Genomic DNA, 20,151 nt, shown 5'->3' with positions numbered 1-20,151 from the left:
TCAGCGGGAATCGTGGAGGGCCGCGACGGCGTCGTCCATACGCCAGAACTCCCCGACGTCGACGAAACCGCCCGCCGAGGCGCGGTAGCGTCGGGCGAGGTAGCGGCATCCGTCGCCGTCACCGGTCCGTGCGACGTGGCCGATCACGCGGCCCGACCCGTCGACGACACGGGCCACGCGGTCGGACACCGCGACCAACCGGTACGCACGGAGCCGGTGGGCGGTGCTCGCTGCGATGGTGCTCATGGACCCTCCTCCGACGGTTCCACACGGTACGCTCGGCCTCCGACACTCCTCCCTCGGGGAACAGCGCAGCCGTCGCGCGCGTTGTCACCGGTGACGATCCCACAGTGAAAGGAAGGTCTCGCATGCAGACCTATGTGCTTGCCGGAGGCTGCTTCTGGTGTCTCGACGCCGCCTACCGCGCTCTCAACGGAGTCGTCTCGGTGGAGTCGGGATACGTCGGCGGATCGGTGCCGTCGCCCACCTACGAGCAGGTGTGCACCGGGACCACCGGGCACGCCGAGGCGGTCAAGGTGACCTTCGACGAGGAGGTCATCCCGTCGGACGTCATCCTCGATGCGTTCTTCACGATGCACGACCCGCGGCAGCTGAACCGTCAGGGCAACGACGTCGGCACCCAGTACCGCTCGGCGCTGTTCCCCGCCGACGACGCGCAGCGCGAGACGTTCGAGCATGCCGCCGAGCGCGCGGCCGACTGGTGGGGCGGCGGACTCGTCACCACCATGGAGCCGCTGACGGAGTGGTACCCGGCCGAGGACTACCACCAGGACTTCTTCGCGAAGAACCCCGGTCAGGGCTACTGCCTCGCCGTCGCCGTCCCGAAGGTGAACAAGGTCCGGGCGCGGTTCGGCGAGTACGCCCGCAGCTGAGCCTCCTCCACAACGCCTCGGCCCCCGATCGGATCCACCGGTCGGGGGCCGAGGCGTTCGTGCGTGCGGCTCCGGCGCGATTCTGAGGGGGCTCCGACGCCCGCCGGGCACGCGGGCGTCGGAGCATCATCCGGGCACGCCGTGCCCCCGACCTCTCAAGGAGTCGCAATGAAGGATCACATCACGATCGTCGGCAACGTCGGCGCGGACCCCGAGTTCCGGCGGCTGCCCGACGGCACACCGGTGGTCTCCCTGCGGGTGGCGAGCACCGAGCGCCGGTACGACGCGAAGGCCGGCGCGTGGGTCGACGGACACACGAGCTGGTACCGGGTGTCGGTGTTCCGCGCCCTCGGCGAGCACGTGGCCGCCTCCGTCCGACGGGGACAGCGCGTCGTCGTGCTCGGCACCCTCGCGATCAAGCGGTGGGAGGCCGGGGAGAAGTCGGGGACGGATGCCGAGATCGACGCTCTCGCCGTCGGGCACGACCTCGCGTTCGGGACGACCGTCTTCACCGGAACGAGTCGGCCGCGGGAAGAGGCCCGACCGGTCGAGGCGGATGCCGAGTGGGCACCGGCCGGGCCGGTCGAGGACTCCGCGGACGACCGCGTCGACCGCCCCGAACCGGTCGCGACGCCGTTCTGAGGGGACCCAGCCGGCTCGGAGGGCGCACGCCCTAGACTCTGGCCCGTGCGCCGACACCAGTCCCCGCGGGGAACCCGCCTGCTTCTCATCGCGTTCGCCCCCGCCGTGGCCGTGTCCCTCGTCGCGTGCGCGCCGGAAGCGGCGCCGCGTGCCTCCGAGCCGGCCTCTCCTTCGCCGTCGGTGTCGTCGCCCGGTCCCACGCCCACGGGGACCCCGGGTCCTGCGGACGGCTCGGCGGAGGCGCTCCTGCCGACCTTCACCTCCGTCATGGACGAGGTGTGGCGCGGATCGAAGTCCGTGAAAGGCCGCGACTACGTCGACGCGCTCGTCGCCGCCGGATTCGCGAAGGACGCCATGCAGGTCACCTTCGACGAGACGTCCGTCGGCCTCCCGGCCGACAGCATCCAGTTCTCGGTGCGCATCGATGACGAGTGCCTCGTCGGGCAGGTCGGTCCGTCGGTGCCGGGCCCGACCGCGCTCGTGATGCCGGGGCTTCCCGCGGGGGAGTGCCTGGTGGGGGAGACCCGCCCGATCGACTGGTGACCGCTCCGCGGTGCCGCAGGACGAAGCGTCGCCCGTAGACTTGGGTCGTTATGGCCGAATACATCTACTCCATGGTCCGCGCCCGCAAGGCCGTCGGCGAAAAGCTCATCCTCGACGACGTCACGATGGCGTTCCTGCCCGGTGCCAAGATCGGCATGGTCGGCCCCAACGGCGCCGGTAAGTCGACGATCCTGAAGATCATGGCGGGCCTCGACACCCCGTCCAACGGCGAGGCGAAGCTCTCCCCGGGCTTCTCGGTCGGCATCCTCATGCAGGAGCCCGAGCTCGACGAGTCCAAGACGGTCCTCGAGAACATCCAGGACGGCGTGGCGATCAAGCCCAAGCTCGACCGCTTCAACGAGATCTCCGCCCTCATGGCGGACCCCGACGCCGACTTCGACGCGCTCCTGGCCGAGATGGGCACCCTGCAGGAGGAGATCGACGCCGCCGACGGCTGGGACCTCGACTCCCAGCTGGCGCAGGCCATGGACGCGCTGCGCACCCCGCCGGCCGACGCCGCCATCGCGCCGCTGTCCGGTGGTGAGAAGCGCCGCGTCGCCCTCGCCAAGCTCCTGCTCCAGAAGCCGGACCTCCTGCTCCTCGACGAGCCCACCAACCACCTCGACGCCGAGAGCGTCCTGTGGCTCGAGCAGCACCTGCAGGCCTACAAGGGCGCCGTCATCGCCATCACCCACGACCGGTACTTCCTCGACAACGTCGCGGAATGGATCGCCGAGGTCGACCGCGGGCGCCTCATCGGCTACGAGGGCAACTACTCGACCTACCTGGAGAAGAAGGCCGAGCGCCTCGACATCCAGGGCAAGAAGGACGCCAAGCTCGCCAAGCGCCTGAAGGAAGAACTCGACTGGGTGCGCTCGAGCGCCAAGGGCCGCCAGACCAAGTCGAAGGCGCGCCTGGCCCGCTACGAGGAGATGGCCGCCGAGGCCGAGCGCACGCGCAAGCTCGACTTCGAGGAGATCACGATCCCGCCCGGGCCGCGTCTGGGCAACGTCGTCATCGAGGCGAAGAAGCTGCAGAAGGGCTTCGGCGACCGTTCGCTCATCGACGGGCTCAGCTTCAGCCTGCCGCCGAACGGTATCGTCGGCGTCATCGGCCCCAACGGCGTCGGCAAGACGACCCTCTTCAAGACGATCGTCGGTCTCGAACCCCTCGACGGCGGCGACCTGAAGATCGGCGAGACCGTCAAGATCAGCTACGTAGACCAGTCGCGCGCCAACATCGACCCCAACAAGACGCTGTGGGAGGTCGTCTCGGACGGGCTCGACATCATCACGGTCGGCAAGACCGAGATCCCCTCGCGCGCCTACGTGTCGAAGTTCGGTTTCAAGGGACCGGACCAGCAGAAGAAGGCCGGGGTGCTCTCCGGTGGTGAGCGGAACCGCCTGAACCTCGCCCTCACCCTCAAGGAGGGCGGCAACCTGCTCCTCCTCGACGAGCCGACGAACGACCTGGACGTCGAGACCCTGAGCTCGCTCGAGAACGCCCTGCTCGAGTTCCCCGGCTGCGCCGTGGTCATCACCCACGACCGGTGGTTCCTCGACCGCATCGCGACGCACATCCTCGCCTACGAGGGCACGGCCGAAAAGCCCGACCAGTGGTACTGGTTCGAGGGCAACTTCGAGGCGTACGAGGCGAACAAGGTCGAGCGACTGGGCGCGGATGCCGCCAACCCGGCCAAGTCGACCTACCGTAAGCTGACGCGTGACTGAGGCCCGCATCCGGGTCCCCATCCACCTCCGGTGGGGGGACCTGGACGCGTACAACCACGTCAACAACGCGTCCATGCTGAAGCTCCTCGAGGAGGCGCGCGTCCGCGCCTTCTGGATGCCGGGCGCCACCGAGCGCGCCGTGCCCACCGCGGTCATCGACGCGAGCCACGGTGCGGCGCAGCTGACGCTCATCGCGCGGCAGGAGATCGAGTACCTCGCGCCGGTGCCGTACCAGCGGGACCCGATCGACGTGCAGATGTGGTTCGGCAAGATCGGCGGATCGAGCGCCGAGGTGCACTACGAGGTCTTCACGCCCGAGGGCCACGAACCGCGCACGCTGTACGCACAGGCATCCACCGTCATCGTCCAGGTGGATGCGGTCACCGGGCGCCCTGTGCGGCTGTCGCCAGAGACGCGTGCCGCTTGGGAGCCCTACCTCGGCGAACCGCTGCCGCCGCTCGGACGCCGCTGAGGCGGCTCACTCGGGTGCGGGCACCCGGATCATGATCTCCTGCGCGACCGAGGCCACCAGCTGACCGTCGCGGGAGAAGATCCGGCCCGTCGCGAGCCCGCGACCGCCCTGCGCGCTCGGCGACTGCTGCACGTACAGCAGCCACTCGTCGACCCGCGCCGGGCGGTGCCACCACATCGCGTGGTCGAGGCTCGCGACCTTGAGGCCGGGGGTGGACCACGACGTGCCGTGCGCCCGCAGCACCGACTCCTGGATCGTGAGATCGCTCATATAGGCGAGGGCGGCCCGGTGCAGGCGCGGGTCGTCGGGCAGGTCGCCGCGGGTGCGGACCCAGACGGATTGCTGCGCCACCTTCTCCTCGCCCGCCGTCGCGTAGAGGGGCTGCTCGACGTGACGCACCTCGATGGGACTCTGGTCGAAGTGCCGCTTGCTCATCGGGTGGAGTCCGGCGAGCACCGCGTCGTCCGAGAGGTCCTCGGGTCCGGGGATGCCCGCCGGCATCTCGTCCTGGTGCTCGAGCCCCATGGCATCCGTCTCGAACGACGCGATCATCGAGAAGATCGGGACGCCCTCCTGGAACGCCTGAGTGCGGCGGGTCGAGAACGACCGGCCGTCGTGGATGCGGTCCACGGAGAAGGTCATCCCGCGCGTCGAGTCACCTGGCCGCAGGAAGTAGCCGTGCATCGAGTGGGCGGCGCGATCGTCCTCTACGGTGCGCTCCGCGGCGATGACCGCCTGTGCGAGGACCTGCCCGCCGAACACCCGTCCGAGCGGCATCGACTGCGAGACCCCGGTGAAGATGTCCTCGGTCGTGCGGGCATCGCTCGACGCGAGATCCAACACCGCCAGCAAACCGTCGACGTGATCCGATTCGCGCACAGCGTCCCCTCCCAGGCGACCCGAGGCGGCGCCCGGTTGGTAGTTTAGGTCGGATGGCCCCGCAGCTCGTTTTCCCCGACCCGCTCTCGGCGGCAGACCTCCTCACGTTCGCCGGACGCGCCGCCCGACTGGGCGATCCCGCCGTTCGCCTCCGCGCCGCCGCCGGCACGCTCGCCGTCTCCGCGGCCCCGCTCTCGCCGCGCGGGTTCGGGGAGGACACCCCGACGGTGCTCGGCATGCGGTTCCTGCGCATCGACCCCGAGCTCGCCTGCGATCTGGTGGTGGATGCCGGTGCCCTCCGCGCGGGGGACGACGCCACCCGTGTCGCCCTGCCCGACAGCGGCGTCTCAGCGGCGTGGGCGGGCATCTCCCCGCCGCGCGGAGGATGGGTGCCGGGCGATCCGGTGCCGGTCGAGAACCTCGCGCGCGCCGTGCGTCGCGGCGTCGACGAGGTGGCCCGTGCGCTCCCCGCGTCCCCCGGGGAGGACCTCGTCCGCACCGTCCGCGCCGCCGTCTGGGGCGCCGTGGACACCGAGTTGAACGGGCTCATCGCCGGGGTCGCCTTCGCGGCCGACGCACTCGGGTTCCTCGGACCGGATGCGGGAGGGGAGGCATCCGTCCTCCGGACCGGCACGTGGACACGTGTCACGCTGCCCCGCGGTCACGTCCTCGTCCGGGCGGGCAACCCGACGGGGCTGACCGCCGTGCGCGCGACCGGCATCCGCTGAGCGGACGACGGGCTCAGGACTCGGGACGCACCGGCAGCGTCGATCCGCCGTGCGGCTTCGCGGTCGGTCCGATGCCCGTCGGCTCGAAGGTGTTCACCATGGCGTGGGCGGCACGCTGGAGGTAATCCCACAGCGTCGCCTCGTGCAGCGGCGACAGGTGCGCCTCGTCGACCGCGATGCGCATGGCTCGCAGCCAGCGGTCCCTGGCGTCCGGGTTGACGTGGAACGGCGCGTGGCGCATCCGCAGGCGCGGGTGACCGCGCGTCTCGCCGTAGGTGGTCGGACCGCCCCAGTACTGCTCGAGGAAGAGCAGCAGCCGTTCGGCGGCGGGACCGAGGTCCTCCTCCGGGTACATGGGTCGGAGCACGTCGTCGGCGGCGACCTCGCGGTAGAACACGTCGACGATGCGCCGGAACACGTCGTGCCCGCCGACCGCGTCGTAGAAGCTCACGGTCTCGCTCACGGAGCCGAGCTCCCCTCGGGTGCGTCCCCGTCGGTGCGCCCGCGCTTCTTCGGCCGCCACGCCAGCCGCGGCGGGGCGATGGGAGCGACCTGCTGGGGCTTGGTCTTCGGCGGGTTCGCTCCGAGGATGCTCTGCACGGCGTCCGCACCCTCGAGCAGGGTGGACTGGAGCTGGGGGAGCGGCACACCGAGCGTGTCGAGCGCCGACTTCAGGCGCTTGCGCAGCGCACGCGAGACGTCGTCCTTCGCGTTCGGACGGGTCTTCAGCACGAGACGCGTCACGAGGGTGTCCCCGTCGATCGATTCGAGCCCCCAGATCTCGGGCTTGTCGATGATGCGCGTACGCCACTTCGGTTCGCGGACGAGATCCTTCGCCGCGGTGAGCATGGCGTCCTCGACGGCGTCGATGTCGGCATCGGCCGGGACCCCGACGTCGATCACGACGCGCGCCCAGCCCTGCGACATGTTGCCGATGCGGGTGATCTCGCCGTTGCGGACGAACCAGAGCGTGCCGTTGACGTCGCGCACGTGGGTGACGCGGACGCTCACGTACTCGACGATGCCGGTCGCGAGCCCCACATCGACGACGTCGCCGATGCCGATCTGGTCCTCGGCCACGATGAAGATGCCGTTGAGGACGTCCTTGACGATGTTCTGCGCGCCGAAGCCCAAGCCCGCACCGATGGCCGCGGACAGCAGGGCGAAGGAGCCGAGCACCCCCTGGTTGATGATCGACACGATCGTGAGCACCGCGACGATCACGATCGCCACGTTGACGATGTTGGTGAGGATCGATCCCAGCGTGCGGGTGCGCTGGACGAGCCGGACCCGCGCCAGCGGCGACATGTCGATCGCGCGCGTGTCCTCGGCGGCCGCGCGGGACTTGGCGCCCGTCACGATCCGGTCCACGACGCGGGCGATGAGCCGTCGCATCAGCCACGACGCGGCGAGGGCCACCACGACGGTGACCGCCACCCACAGGATGTTCCAGCCCGCATCGACGAGGAAGCGGAGGAAGCCGTCGCGGACGGTCTCCCAGTCGACAGCACCCGTTCCGTTCATCCCACCGATCCTATCGAGCCCGTCCCGGACCGGCCTGAGACGCGTTAGGAGTCGCCCGGGTCCGCCAGCCCGTGGGCGATGAGCACAGCGTGCACCCGGTCGCGCGCCGGGAGCTTGGCGAGGATCCGCCCGACGTGCGTCTTGACGGTGGATTCGCCGAGGAACAGCGCCGCGGAGATCTCCGCGTTCGTGAGCCCGCGCGCCATCGCGTCGAGCACCTCCTGCTCGCGGGCCGTCAATGCGGCGCTCCGGTGCGGCTCGGGGTGCGGTCGCCCTCCCGCGGTGACCAGCTCGATCATCCGGCGTGTGACGCGGGGCGAGAGCGTGGCCTCGCCGGCAGCGACCGCCCGGACGGCCGCGACGAGCTCTTCCCGCTCGGCATCCTTCAGAAGGAAGCCGCCGGCACCGGCGCGGAGCGCTCCGAAGGCGTACTCGTCTAGGTCGAACGTCGTCAGGACGAGCACGCGGGTGCCGGGATGGTCGCGACGGATGCGGCGGGTCGCCTCGATGCCGTCCATCCCCGGCATCCGCACGTCCATCAGGACGACGTCGGGCGCGAGCGCGGCGACGGCGTCGACGGCCGCGGCTCCGTCCGCGGCCTCGCCGACCACCTCGACGTCGTCGGCGGCCTCGAGCACCATCCGGAACCCCAGGCGGATGAGGGACTGATCGTCGGTGATGACCACGCGGATCGGTCGCTCGCTCATCCCTGCTCCTCCCGCGGCAGCCACGCCCGCACCGTCCATCCTCGCTGCTCGCCGGGGCCGGCCGTCACGGTACCGCCCGCGAGTTCGACGCGCTCGCGCACACCCTGGAGGCCGAAGCCTCCCGCCGCCGAGGGAATCGGGGCGGACAGGCCGTCGTCGACGACCGAGACCGTGACTCCTTCGTCGGTGTACCGGATGTCCACGTCGATGCGGGTGGCCGCACGGGCATGGCGCAGCACGTTGGTCACCCCCTCCTGGACGATCCGCGACACCGCCAACCGCGTCGCCGTCGGCACGTCGGGCTCGCCCACCACCGTGAGGTGCGTCTCGAAGCCCGCAGCGCGGGCGGAGGCGACCGTCTCCGCCGTCGTGTCACGGACGAGGGGCGCGAGGGGAGCGGCATCCGTGTCCCGCAGGACGCCGAGGGTCGCCCGCATGTCGCGGAGCGCCTCGCGACCCGTCGCCGAGATCGCCTCCGCACCGGGACGGGCCTGCGCGGCATCCTTCGACGCGGCCACCCCCTCGGCCAACGCGACCATCACCGTCAGCGAGTGGGCGACGATGTCGTGCAGCTCGCGGGCGATCCGCTCGCGCTCGGCTGCGGCGGCGAGCTGCGCCTGCTGATCCCGCTCGACGAGGAGGCGGCGGGAGTGCGCGATGAGGGCTTCGACGTAGCGTTTGCGGCCGCCGACGTTCGCGCCGACGAGCCCTCCGATCAGCATCAGAAGCGCTTCGCCGATGAGGACGTTCCAGGCGATGTCGGGGGCGATGATGCCGCTGAACCCGAGCGCACCCGCCACGACGACCAACAGCGAGAGCCCCGCTCCCACGGCGATCAGGCAGACCCGATTGCCGCGGTAGACCGCGACGGTGTAGGTCGCGATCCCGACGAGCGGCCCGCCCAGCGACACCGGGGAGAAGAGGTAGGCCGCCGCGACGAGGACGGTGATCGCGAAGACCCCGACGGGGTTGCGACGACGGACGAGGAGGGCGAAGCTCCCGAGGACGACGACCGACGCGAGGACCGGCCAGATGCGGTCCCAGGTCTGCGGGTCGATCCGATCGTCTGCGACGGCCCGGTCCGGCAGGGCGACGACCGGAGCGACCGAGAGGAGCAGACAGAAGCCCGCGATCGCGATGTCGGTGAGGACCGGGTGACGCGCCCAGAACCGCCGGAGGACGCCGGGGGGACGCGGAAGCCGCGGCTCGGCCTCGGGAGAGGCGTCGCCACGGCTTCCGGTGATCACCCGATGACCTTACGCGTCGCGGGTGCGCAGCACGGCCCAGCCGAGGAGCAGGGCGCCCGCGGGCCAGGCGACGGTCGCGGCGAGAGAGGGCCAGAAGACCTCTCCGTCCAGGTCCGTGAGCGCCGCGGCCGCGTTGCCCGGCAGCCAACGGCCGAGATCGACGATCCACTGCCACGACTCGCCGAACAGCATGAACAGCTGCAGCACGAGGGGCAGGACGAACAGGATGCCGACGGTCGTCGCGATCGCCCCGGCACCGTTGCGGACGATGAACCCCCACCCGAGGCCGAGCAGGCCGAACGTGGCCATGGCCAGCACGCTGAGCAGCAGCGGCAGCCACAGCTCCTTCGCGTCGCCCCAGGCGTAGGCGTCGGCGCCGAGGATCGGCATGATCACGAGCCCGGCGATCGCCGACGTCACGGCCGCGAGCAGGGCGAGGGTCGTCGCGATCACGACGGACTTGGCCACGAGCACCCGACCACGGCGGGGCTCGGCCGTGAGGGTCGAGCGGATCATCCCGGTCGAGTACTCGCCGGTGATCGCCATGGCGCCCAGGATGCCGGCCACGAGCATTGTGAACTGGACGGGCAGGGTGATGGCGGCGACGGGGCTCAACCCAGGACCGAAGCTCGACGACGCACCGGCGATCATCGCCGCCAGTCCGACAGTGAGGAGGGCGGCGATGCCCAGGGACCACCAGGTCGAGCGCAGCGTGAACAGTTTGAGGAACTCGCTGCGCACGAGGCGACCGAACGACAGCCGGGCGGACGGGTGACCCGGGGCGGAGGTCTGACGGGTCAGGGGAGCGGGCGGGGCGACGGCGGTCATCGCGCGACCTCCTTGGTCTGGTACTCGACGGCACCCTCGGTGAGGGCGAGGTAGGCGTCTTCGAGCGATCCGCTGCGCGGAGTCAGCTCGTGGAGCGGAATGCCGGCACGGGCGGCGGTGTCGCCGATCGCCGCGGCGGTGAGGCCGGTGACCTCGAGCACGCGGTCGGCACCGGACGAGACGGTGACGTCCGCGGCGGCCAGCGCGTTCGCGAGCTCGGCCGCGCGGGGGGAGCGCACCAGCACGGTGGTCCGGGTCCATGCGCGGACGATCTCATCGATGCCCGCATCGGCGAGCACGCGCCCGCGACCCAGGACGATGACGTGGTCCGCCGTCTGCGACATCTCGCTCATCAGGTGGCTCGACAGCAGGACGGTCCGCCCCTCGGCGGCCTGCGCTCGCACGAATTGGCGGACCCAGCGGACACCCTCGGGGTCGAGTCCGTTGACGGGCTCGTCGAGGATGAGGGTGCGCGGGTCGCCGAGCAGGGCGGCGGCGATCCCGAGGCGCTGGCCCATGCCGAGCGAGAACCCGCCGGCGCGTTTGCCGGCGACGCTCTGGAGACCCGTGATCTCGATCACCTCGTCGACGCGCGAACGCGGGATGCCGTGGGTCGCGGCCATGGCCCGCAGGTGACTGCGCGCGCTGCGGCCGGTGTGGACCGCCTTCGCGTCGAGGAGGATGCCGACCTCCGTCAAGGGCGAGCGCATCGACCGGTACTCGCGTCCGTCCAGGGTGACCCGGCCGGCCGTGGGCCGGTCGAGCCCGACGATCATGCGCATCGTCGTCGACTTCCCGGCGCCGTTCGGGCCGAGGAATCCCGTCACCTTGCCGGGTTGGACGGCGAAGTCGATCCCGTCGACGGCGGTCTTGTCTCCGTACTTCTTCGTGAGGCCTTCTGCAACGATCATGACCTCGACGTTACGGACCGGATGCGTCCGCCGCGTCCCCCGTGAGGGCGATATCGACGAGGGGGCGTCGTACCACGGTACGACGCCCCCTCGTGTGTCCTGCGGCTCAGTCCTGGCGGTCGCGCTCCTGCACGGAGAGGGCACGCTCGACGCCGGCGAGGTTCTCGTTCACCAGGCGTCGGAGGGCAGCGGGCGCGTCCCGGTGCTCGGCGAGCCAGCCGCGCGTGGCGTCGCGCAGGGCGGCATCGGCGAGGGGAGCCGGGTACAGCCCCACGATCAGGTACTGCGCGATCTGGTAGGTGCGCGACTCCCACACCGGCAGCAGCATGTCGAAGTACGCGTCGACGAACTCGCGGAGCGCAGGCACGCCCGCGGGGTGTACGAATCCGGCCGCGGCCGAACGCACCACGGTGTTGGGCAGGTCGGCGCTGTCGACGAGGGACTGCCAGGCGGCGCGCTTGGCCTCCACTGACGGGAGCGCCGCGCGCGCCTGTGCGGCGAACTCGCCGCCCTTCGCGGTGTTGTCGGCCGCCAGGGCCTCGTCGATCTCCGCTGCGGAGACGACTCCGCCGGCGGCGAGCGACACGAGGAGCGCCCACGAGAGGTCGGCGTCGATCTCGAGCCCGGGCAGCTCCTGCGCGCCGGAGCGCAACTGCGCGACGCGCTCCCACTGAGCGGGGGTGGATGCCGCCGACGCGTACGCCGTGACGAACTGCAGCTGGCTGTCGCTGCCGGCCTCGGCATCCTGCGCGAGGGCCCAGAGGCCCTCGGCGACGCGCTCACGAGCGGCGTCCCGGGTCGCCGGGTCCACGTACGAGTTCGCGGCGAGCTGCAGCTGGGCGAGAGTGGTGCGCACGGTGGTCGACTCGGTCTCGGTGCCGATGTTCTGCAGCACCAGGTCGAGGTACTCGGTCGCCGACGCCTCTCCGTCGCGCGTCTGGTCCCACGCCGCGCCCCAGACGAGCGAGCGGGCGAGCGGGTCGCTGATCTTGCTGAGGTGCGCCGTGGCGGTGCGCAGCGACTTCTCGTCGAGGCGGATCTTGGCGTACGCGAGGTCGTTGTCGTTCAGCAGCACGAGGTCCGGCTGCCGGTGCCCCACGAGGTCGGGGACCTCGGTGAGGTCGCCGTCGACGTCGAGCTCGAGGTGGTGCGTCCGGACGAGCTCCTCGCCCTGCAGCGTGTAGAAGCCCACTCCCAGGCGGTGCGGGCGGATCGTCGGGTAGTCGGCCGGGGCTGTCTGGACGATCGCGAAGCGCGTGATCACACCGTCGCCGTCGACGCGGATCTCGGGAGCGAGCGTGTTGACGCCGGCCGTCTCGAGCCACTTCTTGGACCAGGTGGTGAGCTCGCGCCCGCTCGTGCTCTCGAGCTCCACCAGGAGGTCGCTGAGCTCGGTGTTGCCCCACGCGTGCTTCTGGAAGTACGCCGACACCCCGGCGAAGAACGCCTCGATGCCCACCCAGGCGGCGAGCTGCTTGAGGACGGATCCGCCCTTGGCGTACGTGATGCCGTCGAAGTTGACCTGCACGTCCTCGAGATCGTTGATCTCGGCGAAAACGGGGTGCGTCGAGGGGAGCTGGTCCTGACGGTACGCCCAGGTCTTCTCCATGGCGTTGAACGTCGTCCACGCCTCGGTCCACTCCGTCGCCTCCGCCGTGGCGATGGTCGACGCCCACTCGGCGAACGATTCGTTCAGCCAGAGGTCGTTCCACCACTTCATGGTGACGAGGTCGCCGAACCACATGTGCGCGAGCTCGTGGAGGATCGTGACGACGCGGCGCTCCTTGACGGCATCCGTCACCTTCGAGCGGAACACGTAGGTCTCGGTGAAGGTGACGGCGCCGGCGTTCTCCATGGCGCCCGCGTTGAACTCGGGCACGAACAGCTGGTCGTACTTCGCGAACGGGTAGGGGACGCCGAACTTGTCCTCGAAGTAGGCGAAGCCCTGGCGGGTCTTCTCGAAGACGTAGTCGGCGTCGAGGTACTGCCACAGGCTCTTGCGCGCGTAGACGCCGAGCGGGATCGTGCGCCCGTCCGAGCTCGTGAGCTCCGAGAACACCTGCTCGTACGGACCGGCGACGAGGGCCGTGATGTACGACGAGATGCGCGGCGTCGGCTCGAACGACCAGGTCGCGAGGCCCTCACCCGCGGGCTGCGGCTCGGGGGTAGGGGAGTTGGAGACCACCTTCCACGCGTCGGGAGCCGTCACGGTGAAGCGGAACGTGGCCTTCAGGTCGGGCTGCTCGAAGACCGCGAAGACGCGACGCGAGTCCGGCACCTCGAACTGCGTGTAGAGGTAGACCTCGCCGTCGACGGGGTCGACGAAGCGGTGCAGGCCCTCCCCGGTGTTCGTGTACTCGCAGTCGGCGACGACGACGAGCTCGTTCTCGTCGGTGAGTCCCTCGAGCGCGATGCGCGAATCGGCGTACACCGCGGCGGGGTCGAGCGAGCGACCGTTGAGCGTGATCTCGCGGACGGTGCGGGCGATCAGGTCGACGAAGGTCGACGCGCCGGCGGTGGCGGCGAAGCGGATGACGCTCCGCGACGCGAAGACCTCGTCACCGGTGGTCAGATCGAGGGCGACGTCGTACGCGTGCGTCTCGACGGTCGCGCGGCGCTCCTGCGCTTCGATGCGGGTGAGGTTCTCTCCAGGCACGTTCGTGTCTCCCAGGGGTGAGGGTGGGGTGCCGTGGACAGGCGCTGCTGGCGCCGACGGCAACCGTCCCAGCCTACGCCGACGACTCGCCGGAACGGGGGATCCGCCTCCCTAGAATCGTCACATGCGCATCCACATCGCGACCGATCACGCGGGCATGGAGTTCTCGACCCGCCTGCAGCACCACCTGGCCGAAGCCGGTCACGACGTCGTCGACCACGGTCCCGTCACCTACGACCCCCTCGACGACTACCCGGCCTTCTGCATCCGCGCCGCCCAGGCGGTCGCCGAGGACCAGGCGCGCGGCATCCCGACGCTCGGTGTCGTGTTCGGCGGTTCCGGCAACGGCGAGCAGATCGCCGCGAACAAGGTGCGCGGCATCCGCGCGGCCCTCGTGTGGAACATCGCGACGGCCGAACTCGCGCGCGAGCACAACGACGCCAACGTCATCGCGATCGGCGCGCGCCAGCACACGTTCGACGAGGCGGTCGGGTTCATCGACCGCTTCATCGCGACCCCGTTCCCGGGGGAGGAGCGTCACGCGCGTCGCATCGCGCAGCTCGCGGCGTACGAGACGGACGGCACCCTCGAGGCCGATCCGCGCGCCGCGAAGCCCGACGTGCTCGACGCCTCGGAGACCTTCGACCCGGAAGCGGGCTGATGCCCGAGGGTCATTCCGTCCATCGCATCGCCCGTCAGTTCGACCGCAACTTCGTCGGCCGCCCGGTCGCCGCCTCGAGCCCGCAGGGACGTTTCGCGGAGGGCGCCGCCGTCCTCGACGGCCGGACCCCCACGCAGGTGCGCGCGGTCGGCAAGCAGATGTTCCTCGAGTTCGATGCTGACGTGTGGCTGCGGGTGCACCTCGGGATCTACGGCGCGTGGGACTTCGCGGGTGAGATCCTCCTCGACCCCACGATCGCGTCGGCGAACGGACGGATGGGGCAGACGAACCAGCGCGGGGTCGATCCGGTCTACGACGACGCGGGCGAGAACTCGCTGTCGTCGATCGGAGCGCCCCGTCGCACGCGCGGCGCGGTGCGGATGAGCGAGCAGACCCGCGGACTCGACGAGACGACGGATGCCGAGTGGCCGCCGCCCGTCGTCGGGCAGGTGCGCCTGCGACTGCTGACCGCGTCGACCTCCGCGGACCTGCGCGGCCCCACAGCGTGCGAGCTGCAGACCGTGGACGAGATGCTCGCCACCGTCGCCGCACTCGGACCCGACCCGTTGGTGGACGACGTGGCGGAGGGCGAGGAGCGTTTCGTCGCCGCCGTCCGGCGCAAGCCGACGCCCATCGGCCAGGTGCTGATGGATCAGAAGGTCGTGAGCGGGATCGGGAACGTCTATCGGGCCGAGCTGCTCTTCCGCGCAAACCTCAACCCGCACACGCCGGCGCGCGACGTGCCCGAGGAGACGGTGCGGGTTCTGTGGCAGGACTGGGTGCGCCTGCTCGCGATCGGTGTCGAGACCGGCCAGATGATGACGATGGACGACCTCGACCCGGAGGCGTACCGCCGTGCCATGGCGCACCGCGACGACCGCCACTGGGTCTATCACCGCGCAGGGCTCCCATGCCGTGTGTGCGGCACGGCGATCGTCCTCGAGGAGATGGCCGCGCGGAAGCTGTACTGGTGCCCGCGGTGCCAGGCATGATCCGGGACGGGAAGGGCGCACGGTGAGGCAGAACCCGAGTTTCACGATGACGGATGCCGCCGAGCTCCGCCGCGTGATCGACGAGAACCCCTGGGTCACGATCGTGAGCGACACTGAGGCGGGACTGGTGGCGTCCCACTACGCGGTCCTGCTGGACCCGACACGCGAGGACCTGACGATCGTCGGGCACGTCGGACGCCCGGACGATCTCATCCACGGCCTCGGCGAGGCCGAGATCCTCGTCGTCGTCCAGGGCCCGCACGGATACATCTCGCCCGGCTGGTACGGCGACGGCCCCGCCGTCCCCACCTGGAACTTCGTCTCGGTGCACCTGCGCGGTGTACCCGAGATCCTCTCGGCGGAGGAGAACCTCGCTGTCCTCGACCGTCTCGTCGACCGGTTCGAGGGGTCGATGCCGCAGCCGCGCCGCATGTGGGAGGCGCCGAACGACGACGAGTTCGTGCGCCGGCTGGAGAAGGGCACGGTCGGCTTCCGACTGACTCCGACGCACGTGACGGCTAAGCGCAAGCTCAGCCAGAACCGTCCCGACGAGGTCGTCGACACGATCATCGACCGCCTCGACGCCGGTGACAGCCCGTATGCCGATCCGCGTCTGGCCGACGAGATGCGACGCGCCCACGACGCGATCCGGGCGGCACGCTCGTGACGGCGTCGTGCGGCGAGCAGGTCGACGTCATCGCCGGCGTCCGGTTGACCGGCGCCGGGCGGGTCGACCCGTTCGGCGACGCGCCGGTCGACGTGCACCTGCGCGGCGGCGTCATCACGGACATCGCCCCGGCCGGTGCGCTGCCCCGCCGTGGTGTCGTCGTCGAGGGCGACGGCGGATGGCTCGTCCCGGGGCTGTGGGACCACCACGTCCACACCGTGCAGTGGGCCCTCGTCGCGCAGCGGACGCCGCTCGGCGGCGTGACGAATGCGGTGCAGGCGGCATCCGTCATGGGGCACTCTCCCGTCCTCGACGACGGACGACGCGTCGGCACCGGCTTCCGTGACGCGCTGTGGCCCGACACCCCCTCGCTCCGTCTGCTGGACGAGCACACCGGCGAGGTCCCGACGTATCTCATCAACGCGGACGTCCACAGCGTCTGGCTGAACAGCGCCGCGTTCCGCCGCGAGTCGATCGCCCCGACCGCGGACGGCATCCTCCGCGAAGGACCGGCGTTCGAGATCTCGCGCCGGCTCAACGACGTGGATCCCCCCGTCTCGGACGGCTTCGTCCGCGACGCCCTCGACCGTGCCGCCGCCCGCGGCGTGACGGGCATCGTCGACCTCGACATGGCGTGGAACGCGGATGCCTGGGCCCGCCGCCTGGATGCCGGCTTCGACAGCCTGCGCGTCTCGTTCGGCGTGTACCCCGACCTCCTCGACCGCGCGATCGCCGTCGGACTGGCCACCGGCGACGCCGTCGACCCGCTCGGGCTGGTGCGCATGGGCTCCCTGAAGGTCATCACCGACGGCTCCCTCGGCACGAGGACCGCCGCGTGCTCGCATCCGTACCCCGACGATCCGCACAACACGGGTGTCCTGACGGTGGCTCCCGACGAGTTGGTGGAGCTGATGATCCGGGCCACCGGCGCCGGGCTCTCCTGCGCGATCCACGCGATCGGCGACGTCGCGAACTCGCACGCGTTGGACGCCTTCGCCCTCACCGGCGCCACGGGCACGATCGAGCACGCTCAGCTCGTCGCGCACGCCGACATCCCACGCTTCGCCCGACTCGGCGTCGGTGCCAGCGTGCAGCCCGAGCACGCCGTCGACGACCGGGACCTGACCGATTCGGTGTGGGCGGCGCAGACCGCGCTGCCGTACCCGCTGCGCGCCCTCGCCGAATCGGGGGCGAATCTGCTCTTCGGATCGGATGCCCCGGTGTCGCCGCTCGACCCGTGGGCCGCGATGGCGGCCGCCGTCCACCGCACCCGCGGGGGACGCGCCCCGTGGCGCCCCGAGCAGGGTCTCGACGCGGCGACCGCGCTCGCGGCGTCGACGGCGGGCGGCTCCGCCACCGGGAGTGCGCTCGAGCCCGGCCTGACCGCGGACCTCGCCCTGATCGACCGCGATCCTCTCGCCGCCGACGACCCCGGTCTCCGCGCGACACGCGTGGGCGCGACGACGGTCGCAGGCCGGCTCACCCACATCGCCCCCTGAGGAGACCCCCGATGACCGTGTCCGACCAGGCCACCCTGCTCGCCCTCCCGGAGGCGACCCCCGAGGTCGCCGAAACCGCCTTCGTCGCCGCCGGCGCGCGCGTGGTCGGCGCGGTCACCCTCGGCGACCGCGCGAGTGTCTGGTACAACGCGGTCCTCCGTGGCGACAGTGCGCCGATCTCGATCGGTGCCCGCAGCAACGTGCAGGACGGCGTCGCCGTCCACGTCGACGCCGAACACGGCGTCGAGGTGGGGGAGGACGTCTCGATCGGCCACAACGCCGTCGTCCACGGCTGCCGCATCGGCGACGGCACCCTCGTCGGGATGGGCTCGGTGATCCTCTCCGGCGCGGTCATCGGTGCGGGATGCCTCATCGCCGGGGGAGCGGTCGTGCTCGAGGGCGCCGTCATCCCCGACGGCTCGCTGGTCGCGGGAGTCCCCGCGACGGTGCGTCGCCCCCTCACCCCGGAGGAGCGGGCGGGGATCCTCCGCAACGCCGCGATCTACCTCGACCACTCCGCCCGTCACGGCGACGCGGCGTGAGGCGGCTTCTCAGCGTCGCCATAGCGGGTCTCATCTAGGCTTCCTCCATGCGCGACCGCCCCCTCCTCCCGCTCTGGCTGGCCCTGCCCGTGGCGGTCGCCGGCGGCGCCGTCCTGGACCTCGCCTTCCCCGACATCGGGGTCTGGCCGCTCGCCTTCGTCGGCGCGGCGATGACCCTGGTGACGCTCATCGGCCGGTCCGCATGGGGTGCGGTCGCTGTCGGTGCGGCGTTCGCGGCATCCTTCTACCTGCTGCACATCGCGTGGATCACCCGCTACCTCGGCCCGGTCCCGTGGTTCGCCCTCGCCGGGGTCGAGACGGTGCTGAATGCCGTGGGCGCGATCGCCATCACGCTGGCCTACAGATGGTTGCCGAAGGTGCTGCCCGGCCCGTGGGCGCGCGTCGCCGCACTGCCTGCCCTCGTGGCCGCCGCCTGGACGGCGCGCGAGCAGTTCGTCGGATCGTGGCCGTACACGGGGTTCCCGTGGGCGCGGCTCGGGATGAGTCAGTCCGACGGTCCGCTCGCCGAGCTCGCCTCGTGGCTCGGCGTCAGCGGCCTGACCTTCGTCATGGTCTTCCTGACGGCCGCCGTCATCGAGGCCGTCCGCCTGCGGGTGTGGCGTCGCGTACGGCTCGCCGTGCCCGCGGCCGTCGCCGCCGCCCTTCTCCTGCTGGTACCGCAGTTCCCGACGACGGATGCCGGGACGATGCGTGTCGGCGCGGTGCAGGGGAACGGCCCGTCGGGGTACTTCGACCAGCGCGAGCCCTACGCCGTCTTCCGCGCCCAGCTCGCCGCCACGCAGCCCCTGATCGGCCAGGACCTCGACCTCCTGCTGTGGCCGGAGGGAGGCGTCGACGCCGACCCGATCAACAACTCCTCCATCGCCGATGCGCTCGACGACCTCTCCACCCAGGTCGACGCGCCGCTCCTGGTGAACGCCGCGACCGAGCGCGGCGACAAGATCTACAACACCTCGATGCTATGGCAGGCCGGCGCGGAGAACCCGCTCGCACTCCACGACAAGACGCGTCCCGTCCCGATGGGGGAGTACGTCCCCGACCGATGGTTCTTCGAAGCGCTCGCGCCCGACCTCGTCGGGTTGATCCAGCGTGAGTACACCCCGGGCACGAACCCGCCCTTCTTCGACGTGGACGGCGTCGGCGTCGGGCTGGCCATCTGCTTCGACGTGATCTACGACGACGTCATCTGGGACGGTGCCCGCGACGGCGCCGAGGTCTACATGTTCCAGACGAACAATGCCGACTTCCGCGGGACCGACGAGAACGTTCAGCAGCTCGGTTTCGCCCGCATGCGCGCCATCGAGACGGGCCGCTCGGTCGTCAACATCTCCACCGTCGGGACCAGCCAGGTGATCGCCCCGGACGGCTCCGTCATCGACGGCCTCGCCGCCGACACGGCCGGGGCGCTCCTGGTCGACGTGCCGCTACGATCCGGACTCACCCCCGCGGTCGTCCTCGGTCCGGCCCTCCAGTGGCTGCTGGGGTGGTCGGCGCTTCCGATGCTCGTCCTGCTCGGGATCCTCGCCCGCCGGCGCACAAAAGCGGCGCCGTCCGAAGAGGACGACGCCGCTGGAGTGTGAGGGTCAGGCGCTCAGCTTGTCCGAGCTGCCGCCGCGACGGGCGCGCAGCAGAGCGAGCCGCTCCTCCAGGAGCTCCTCGAGCTCGGGGATGGTGCGACGCTCCATCAGCATGTCCCAGTGGGTGCGTGCGGCCTTGTCACCGGAGTGGTCGATCACGGCGACCGTGTCGCCGATGCGTCGAACGGCCTCGGAACCGCAGGTGCGGCACTCCCAGGCCTCGGGAACCTCGGCGTCTGCCGCGAACGTGAGAACAGTCTCGCGCTCGCACTGGGTGCAGACGTAGGTGTGGTTGGTGCGCTCCACGAACACGACGCCCTCTTCGCTCTGTAGGCTCGAAGCGCCGAGACGCATGCCGCGCAGGCTGCGATCTGCCATTGTGTGGTCCTCTCGTCGTCGTCCTCAGGTATAACGAACTCACCTGTGCGGATC

General features: G+C 71.0%; 22 protein-coding genes. 12 read left to right on the top strand and 10 right to left on the bottom strand.

Annotation, left to right across the window (positions count from 1 at the left end; all coding sequences use genetic code 11):
• Positions 1–246, bottom strand: coding sequence for a hypothetical protein (locus ACPEH2_RS09595; protein WP_359918648.1), 246 nt, complete (start codon positions 244–246; stop codon positions 1–3).
• Positions 247–368: 122 nt separating this feature from the next.
• Here ACPEH2_RS09595 and msrA point away from each other — a divergent pair, with 122 nt between their 5' ends.
• The 5 genes from msrA (at position 369) to ACPEH2_RS09570 (ending at position 4,280) form a co-directional block, all read left to right on the top strand.
• The gene (msrA, locus tag ACPEH2_RS09590; RefSeq protein ID WP_359918650.1) at positions 369–893 is read left to right on the top strand and encodes a peptide-methionine (S)-S-oxide reductase MsrA; all 525 of its coding nucleotides are present in this window, start codon (positions 369–371) and stop codon (positions 891–893) included.
• A gap of 168 nt (positions 894–1,061) precedes the next feature.
• Entirely contained in the window at positions 1,062–1,535 is a 474-nt protein-coding gene (locus ACPEH2_RS09585) for a single-stranded DNA-binding protein (RefSeq protein WP_217531820.1), read from the top strand.
• A 45-nt stretch (positions 1,536–1,580) separates the two neighbouring features.
• On the top strand, positions 1,581–2,078 hold the full coding sequence (locus tag ACPEH2_RS09580) for a DUF6993 domain-containing protein (RefSeq protein ID WP_359918652.1): 498 nt from the start codon (positions 1,581–1,583) through the stop codon (positions 2,076–2,078).
• A gap of 50 nt (positions 2,079–2,128) precedes the next feature.
• Entirely contained in the window at positions 2,129–3,808 is a 1,680-nt protein-coding gene (gene ettA, locus ACPEH2_RS09575; protein WP_217531822.1) for an energy-dependent translational throttle protein EttA, read from the top strand.
• Positions 3,801–4,280: an acyl-CoA thioesterase gene (locus ACPEH2_RS09570; protein ID WP_217531824.1), complete on the top strand. Its 480-nt coding sequence runs from the start codon at positions 3,801–3,803 to the stop codon at positions 4,278–4,280. The genes ettA and ACPEH2_RS09570 overlap by 8 nt, the downstream gene beginning before the upstream one ends.
• A 6-nt stretch (positions 4,281–4,286) precedes the next feature.
• Here ACPEH2_RS09570 and ACPEH2_RS09565 read toward each other — a convergent pair whose 3' ends face one another.
• Entirely contained in the window at positions 4,287–5,159 is an 873-nt protein-coding gene (locus ACPEH2_RS09565) for an acyl-CoA thioesterase (RefSeq protein WP_359918654.1), read from the bottom strand.
• A 53-nt stretch (positions 5,160–5,212) separates the two neighbouring features.
• Between ACPEH2_RS09565 and ACPEH2_RS09560 the strand changes: the two genes are divergently transcribed.
• Positions 5,213–5,887 (top strand): hypothetical protein, encoded by a 675-nt coding sequence (locus ACPEH2_RS09560; protein ID WP_359918656.1) that lies wholly within the window; start codon positions 5,213–5,215, stop codon positions 5,885–5,887.
• A gap of 13 nt (positions 5,888–5,900) precedes the next feature.
• Here ACPEH2_RS09560 and ACPEH2_RS09555 read toward each other — a convergent pair whose 3' ends face one another.
• The 7 genes from ACPEH2_RS09555 to pepN form a co-directional block, all read right to left on the bottom strand.
• Complete coding sequence (locus tag ACPEH2_RS09555) at positions 5,901–6,350, bottom strand: globin (protein ID WP_359918657.1); 450 nt, start codon at positions 6,348–6,350, stop codon at positions 5,901–5,903.
• A complete protein-coding gene (locus ACPEH2_RS09550) occupies positions 6,347–7,411 on the bottom strand; it encodes a mechanosensitive ion channel family protein (protein WP_359918659.1) in 1,065 nt (354 codons plus the stop codon). Before ACPEH2_RS09550 ends, ACPEH2_RS09555 begins: the two co-directional genes overlap by 4 nt.
• A 44-nt stretch (positions 7,412–7,455) precedes the next feature.
• Positions 7,456–8,118: a response regulator transcription factor gene (locus ACPEH2_RS09545; protein ID WP_359918660.1), complete on the bottom strand. Its 663-nt coding sequence runs from the start codon at positions 8,116–8,118 to the stop codon at positions 7,456–7,458.
• A complete protein-coding gene (locus tag ACPEH2_RS09540; protein WP_359918662.1) occupies positions 8,115–9,365 on the bottom strand; it encodes a sensor histidine kinase in 1,251 nt (416 codons plus the stop codon). The genes ACPEH2_RS09545 and ACPEH2_RS09540 overlap by 4 nt, the downstream gene beginning before the upstream one ends.
• Before the next feature lie 9 nt (positions 9,366–9,374).
• Positions 9,375–10,193: an ABC transporter permease subunit gene (locus ACPEH2_RS09535; protein WP_359918663.1), complete on the bottom strand. Its 819-nt coding sequence runs from the start codon at positions 10,191–10,193 to the stop codon at positions 9,375–9,377.
• A complete protein-coding gene (locus ACPEH2_RS09530; protein WP_359918665.1) occupies positions 10,190–11,104 on the bottom strand; it encodes an ABC transporter ATP-binding protein in 915 nt (304 codons plus the stop codon). The genes ACPEH2_RS09535 and ACPEH2_RS09530 overlap by 4 nt, the downstream gene beginning before the upstream one ends.
• Positions 11,105–11,210: 106 nt before the next feature.
• The gene (gene pepN / locus ACPEH2_RS09525; RefSeq protein WP_359918666.1) at positions 11,211–13,760 is read right to left on the bottom strand and encodes an aminopeptidase N; all 2,550 of its coding nucleotides are present in this window, start codon (positions 13,758–13,760) and stop codon (positions 11,211–11,213) included.
• 124 nt (positions 13,761–13,884) lie between these two features.
• On the opposite strand from pepN, the gene ACPEH2_RS09520 reads away from it, so the two are divergent.
• Genes ACPEH2_RS09520 through lnt form a run of 6 tightly spaced genes read left to right on the top strand, consistent with a single transcriptional unit; the run spans position 13,885 to position 19,722 of the window.
• Positions 13,885–14,421, top strand: coding sequence for a ribose-5-phosphate isomerase (locus tag ACPEH2_RS09520; protein ID WP_217531842.1), 537 nt, complete (start codon positions 13,885–13,887; stop codon positions 14,419–14,421).
• Complete coding sequence (locus ACPEH2_RS09515; protein ID WP_217531844.1) at positions 14,421–15,413, top strand: Fpg/Nei family DNA glycosylase; 993 nt, start codon at positions 14,421–14,423, stop codon at positions 15,411–15,413. Before ACPEH2_RS09520 ends, ACPEH2_RS09515 begins: the two co-directional genes overlap by 1 nt.
• A gap of 22 nt (positions 15,414–15,435) precedes the next feature.
• Positions 15,436–16,080 (top strand): FMN-binding negative transcriptional regulator, encoded by a 645-nt coding sequence (locus ACPEH2_RS09510; RefSeq protein ID WP_217531846.1) that lies wholly within the window; start codon positions 15,436–15,438, stop codon positions 16,078–16,080.
• Complete coding sequence (locus ACPEH2_RS09505) at positions 16,077–17,579, top strand: amidohydrolase (RefSeq protein WP_359918669.1); 1,503 nt, start codon at positions 16,077–16,079, stop codon at positions 17,577–17,579. Before ACPEH2_RS09510 ends, ACPEH2_RS09505 begins: the two co-directional genes overlap by 4 nt.
• Before the next feature lie 11 nt (positions 17,580–17,590).
• Positions 17,591–18,121 carry a gamma carbonic anhydrase family protein gene (locus tag ACPEH2_RS09500; RefSeq protein ID WP_217531850.1) on the top strand — a complete coding sequence of 177 codons (531 nt, stop codon included), beginning with the start codon at positions 17,591–17,593 and terminating at the stop codon, positions 18,119–18,121.
• A 47-nt stretch (positions 18,122–18,168) separates the two neighbouring features.
• Positions 18,169–19,722 (top strand): apolipoprotein N-acyltransferase, encoded by a 1,554-nt coding sequence (lnt, locus tag ACPEH2_RS09495; RefSeq protein WP_217531852.1) that lies wholly within the window; start codon positions 18,169–18,171, stop codon positions 19,720–19,722.
• 3 nt (positions 19,723–19,725) lie between these two features.
• Here the strand turns inward: lnt and ACPEH2_RS09490 are convergent, their stop codons facing one another.
• Positions 19,726–20,097: an RNA polymerase-binding protein RbpA gene (locus ACPEH2_RS09490; RefSeq protein WP_217531854.1), complete on the bottom strand. Its 372-nt coding sequence runs from the start codon at positions 20,095–20,097 to the stop codon at positions 19,726–19,728.
• Positions 20,098–20,151: the final 54 nt, after the last annotated feature.

Source organism: Microbacterium sp. NPDC064942 (assembly GCF_049545525.1).
GTDB classification, from domain to species: domain Bacteria; phylum Actinomycetota; class Actinomycetes; order Actinomycetales; family Microbacteriaceae; genus Microbacterium; species Microbacterium gawkjiense.
This window is presented reverse-complemented; position numbering and strand designations above follow the sequence as displayed.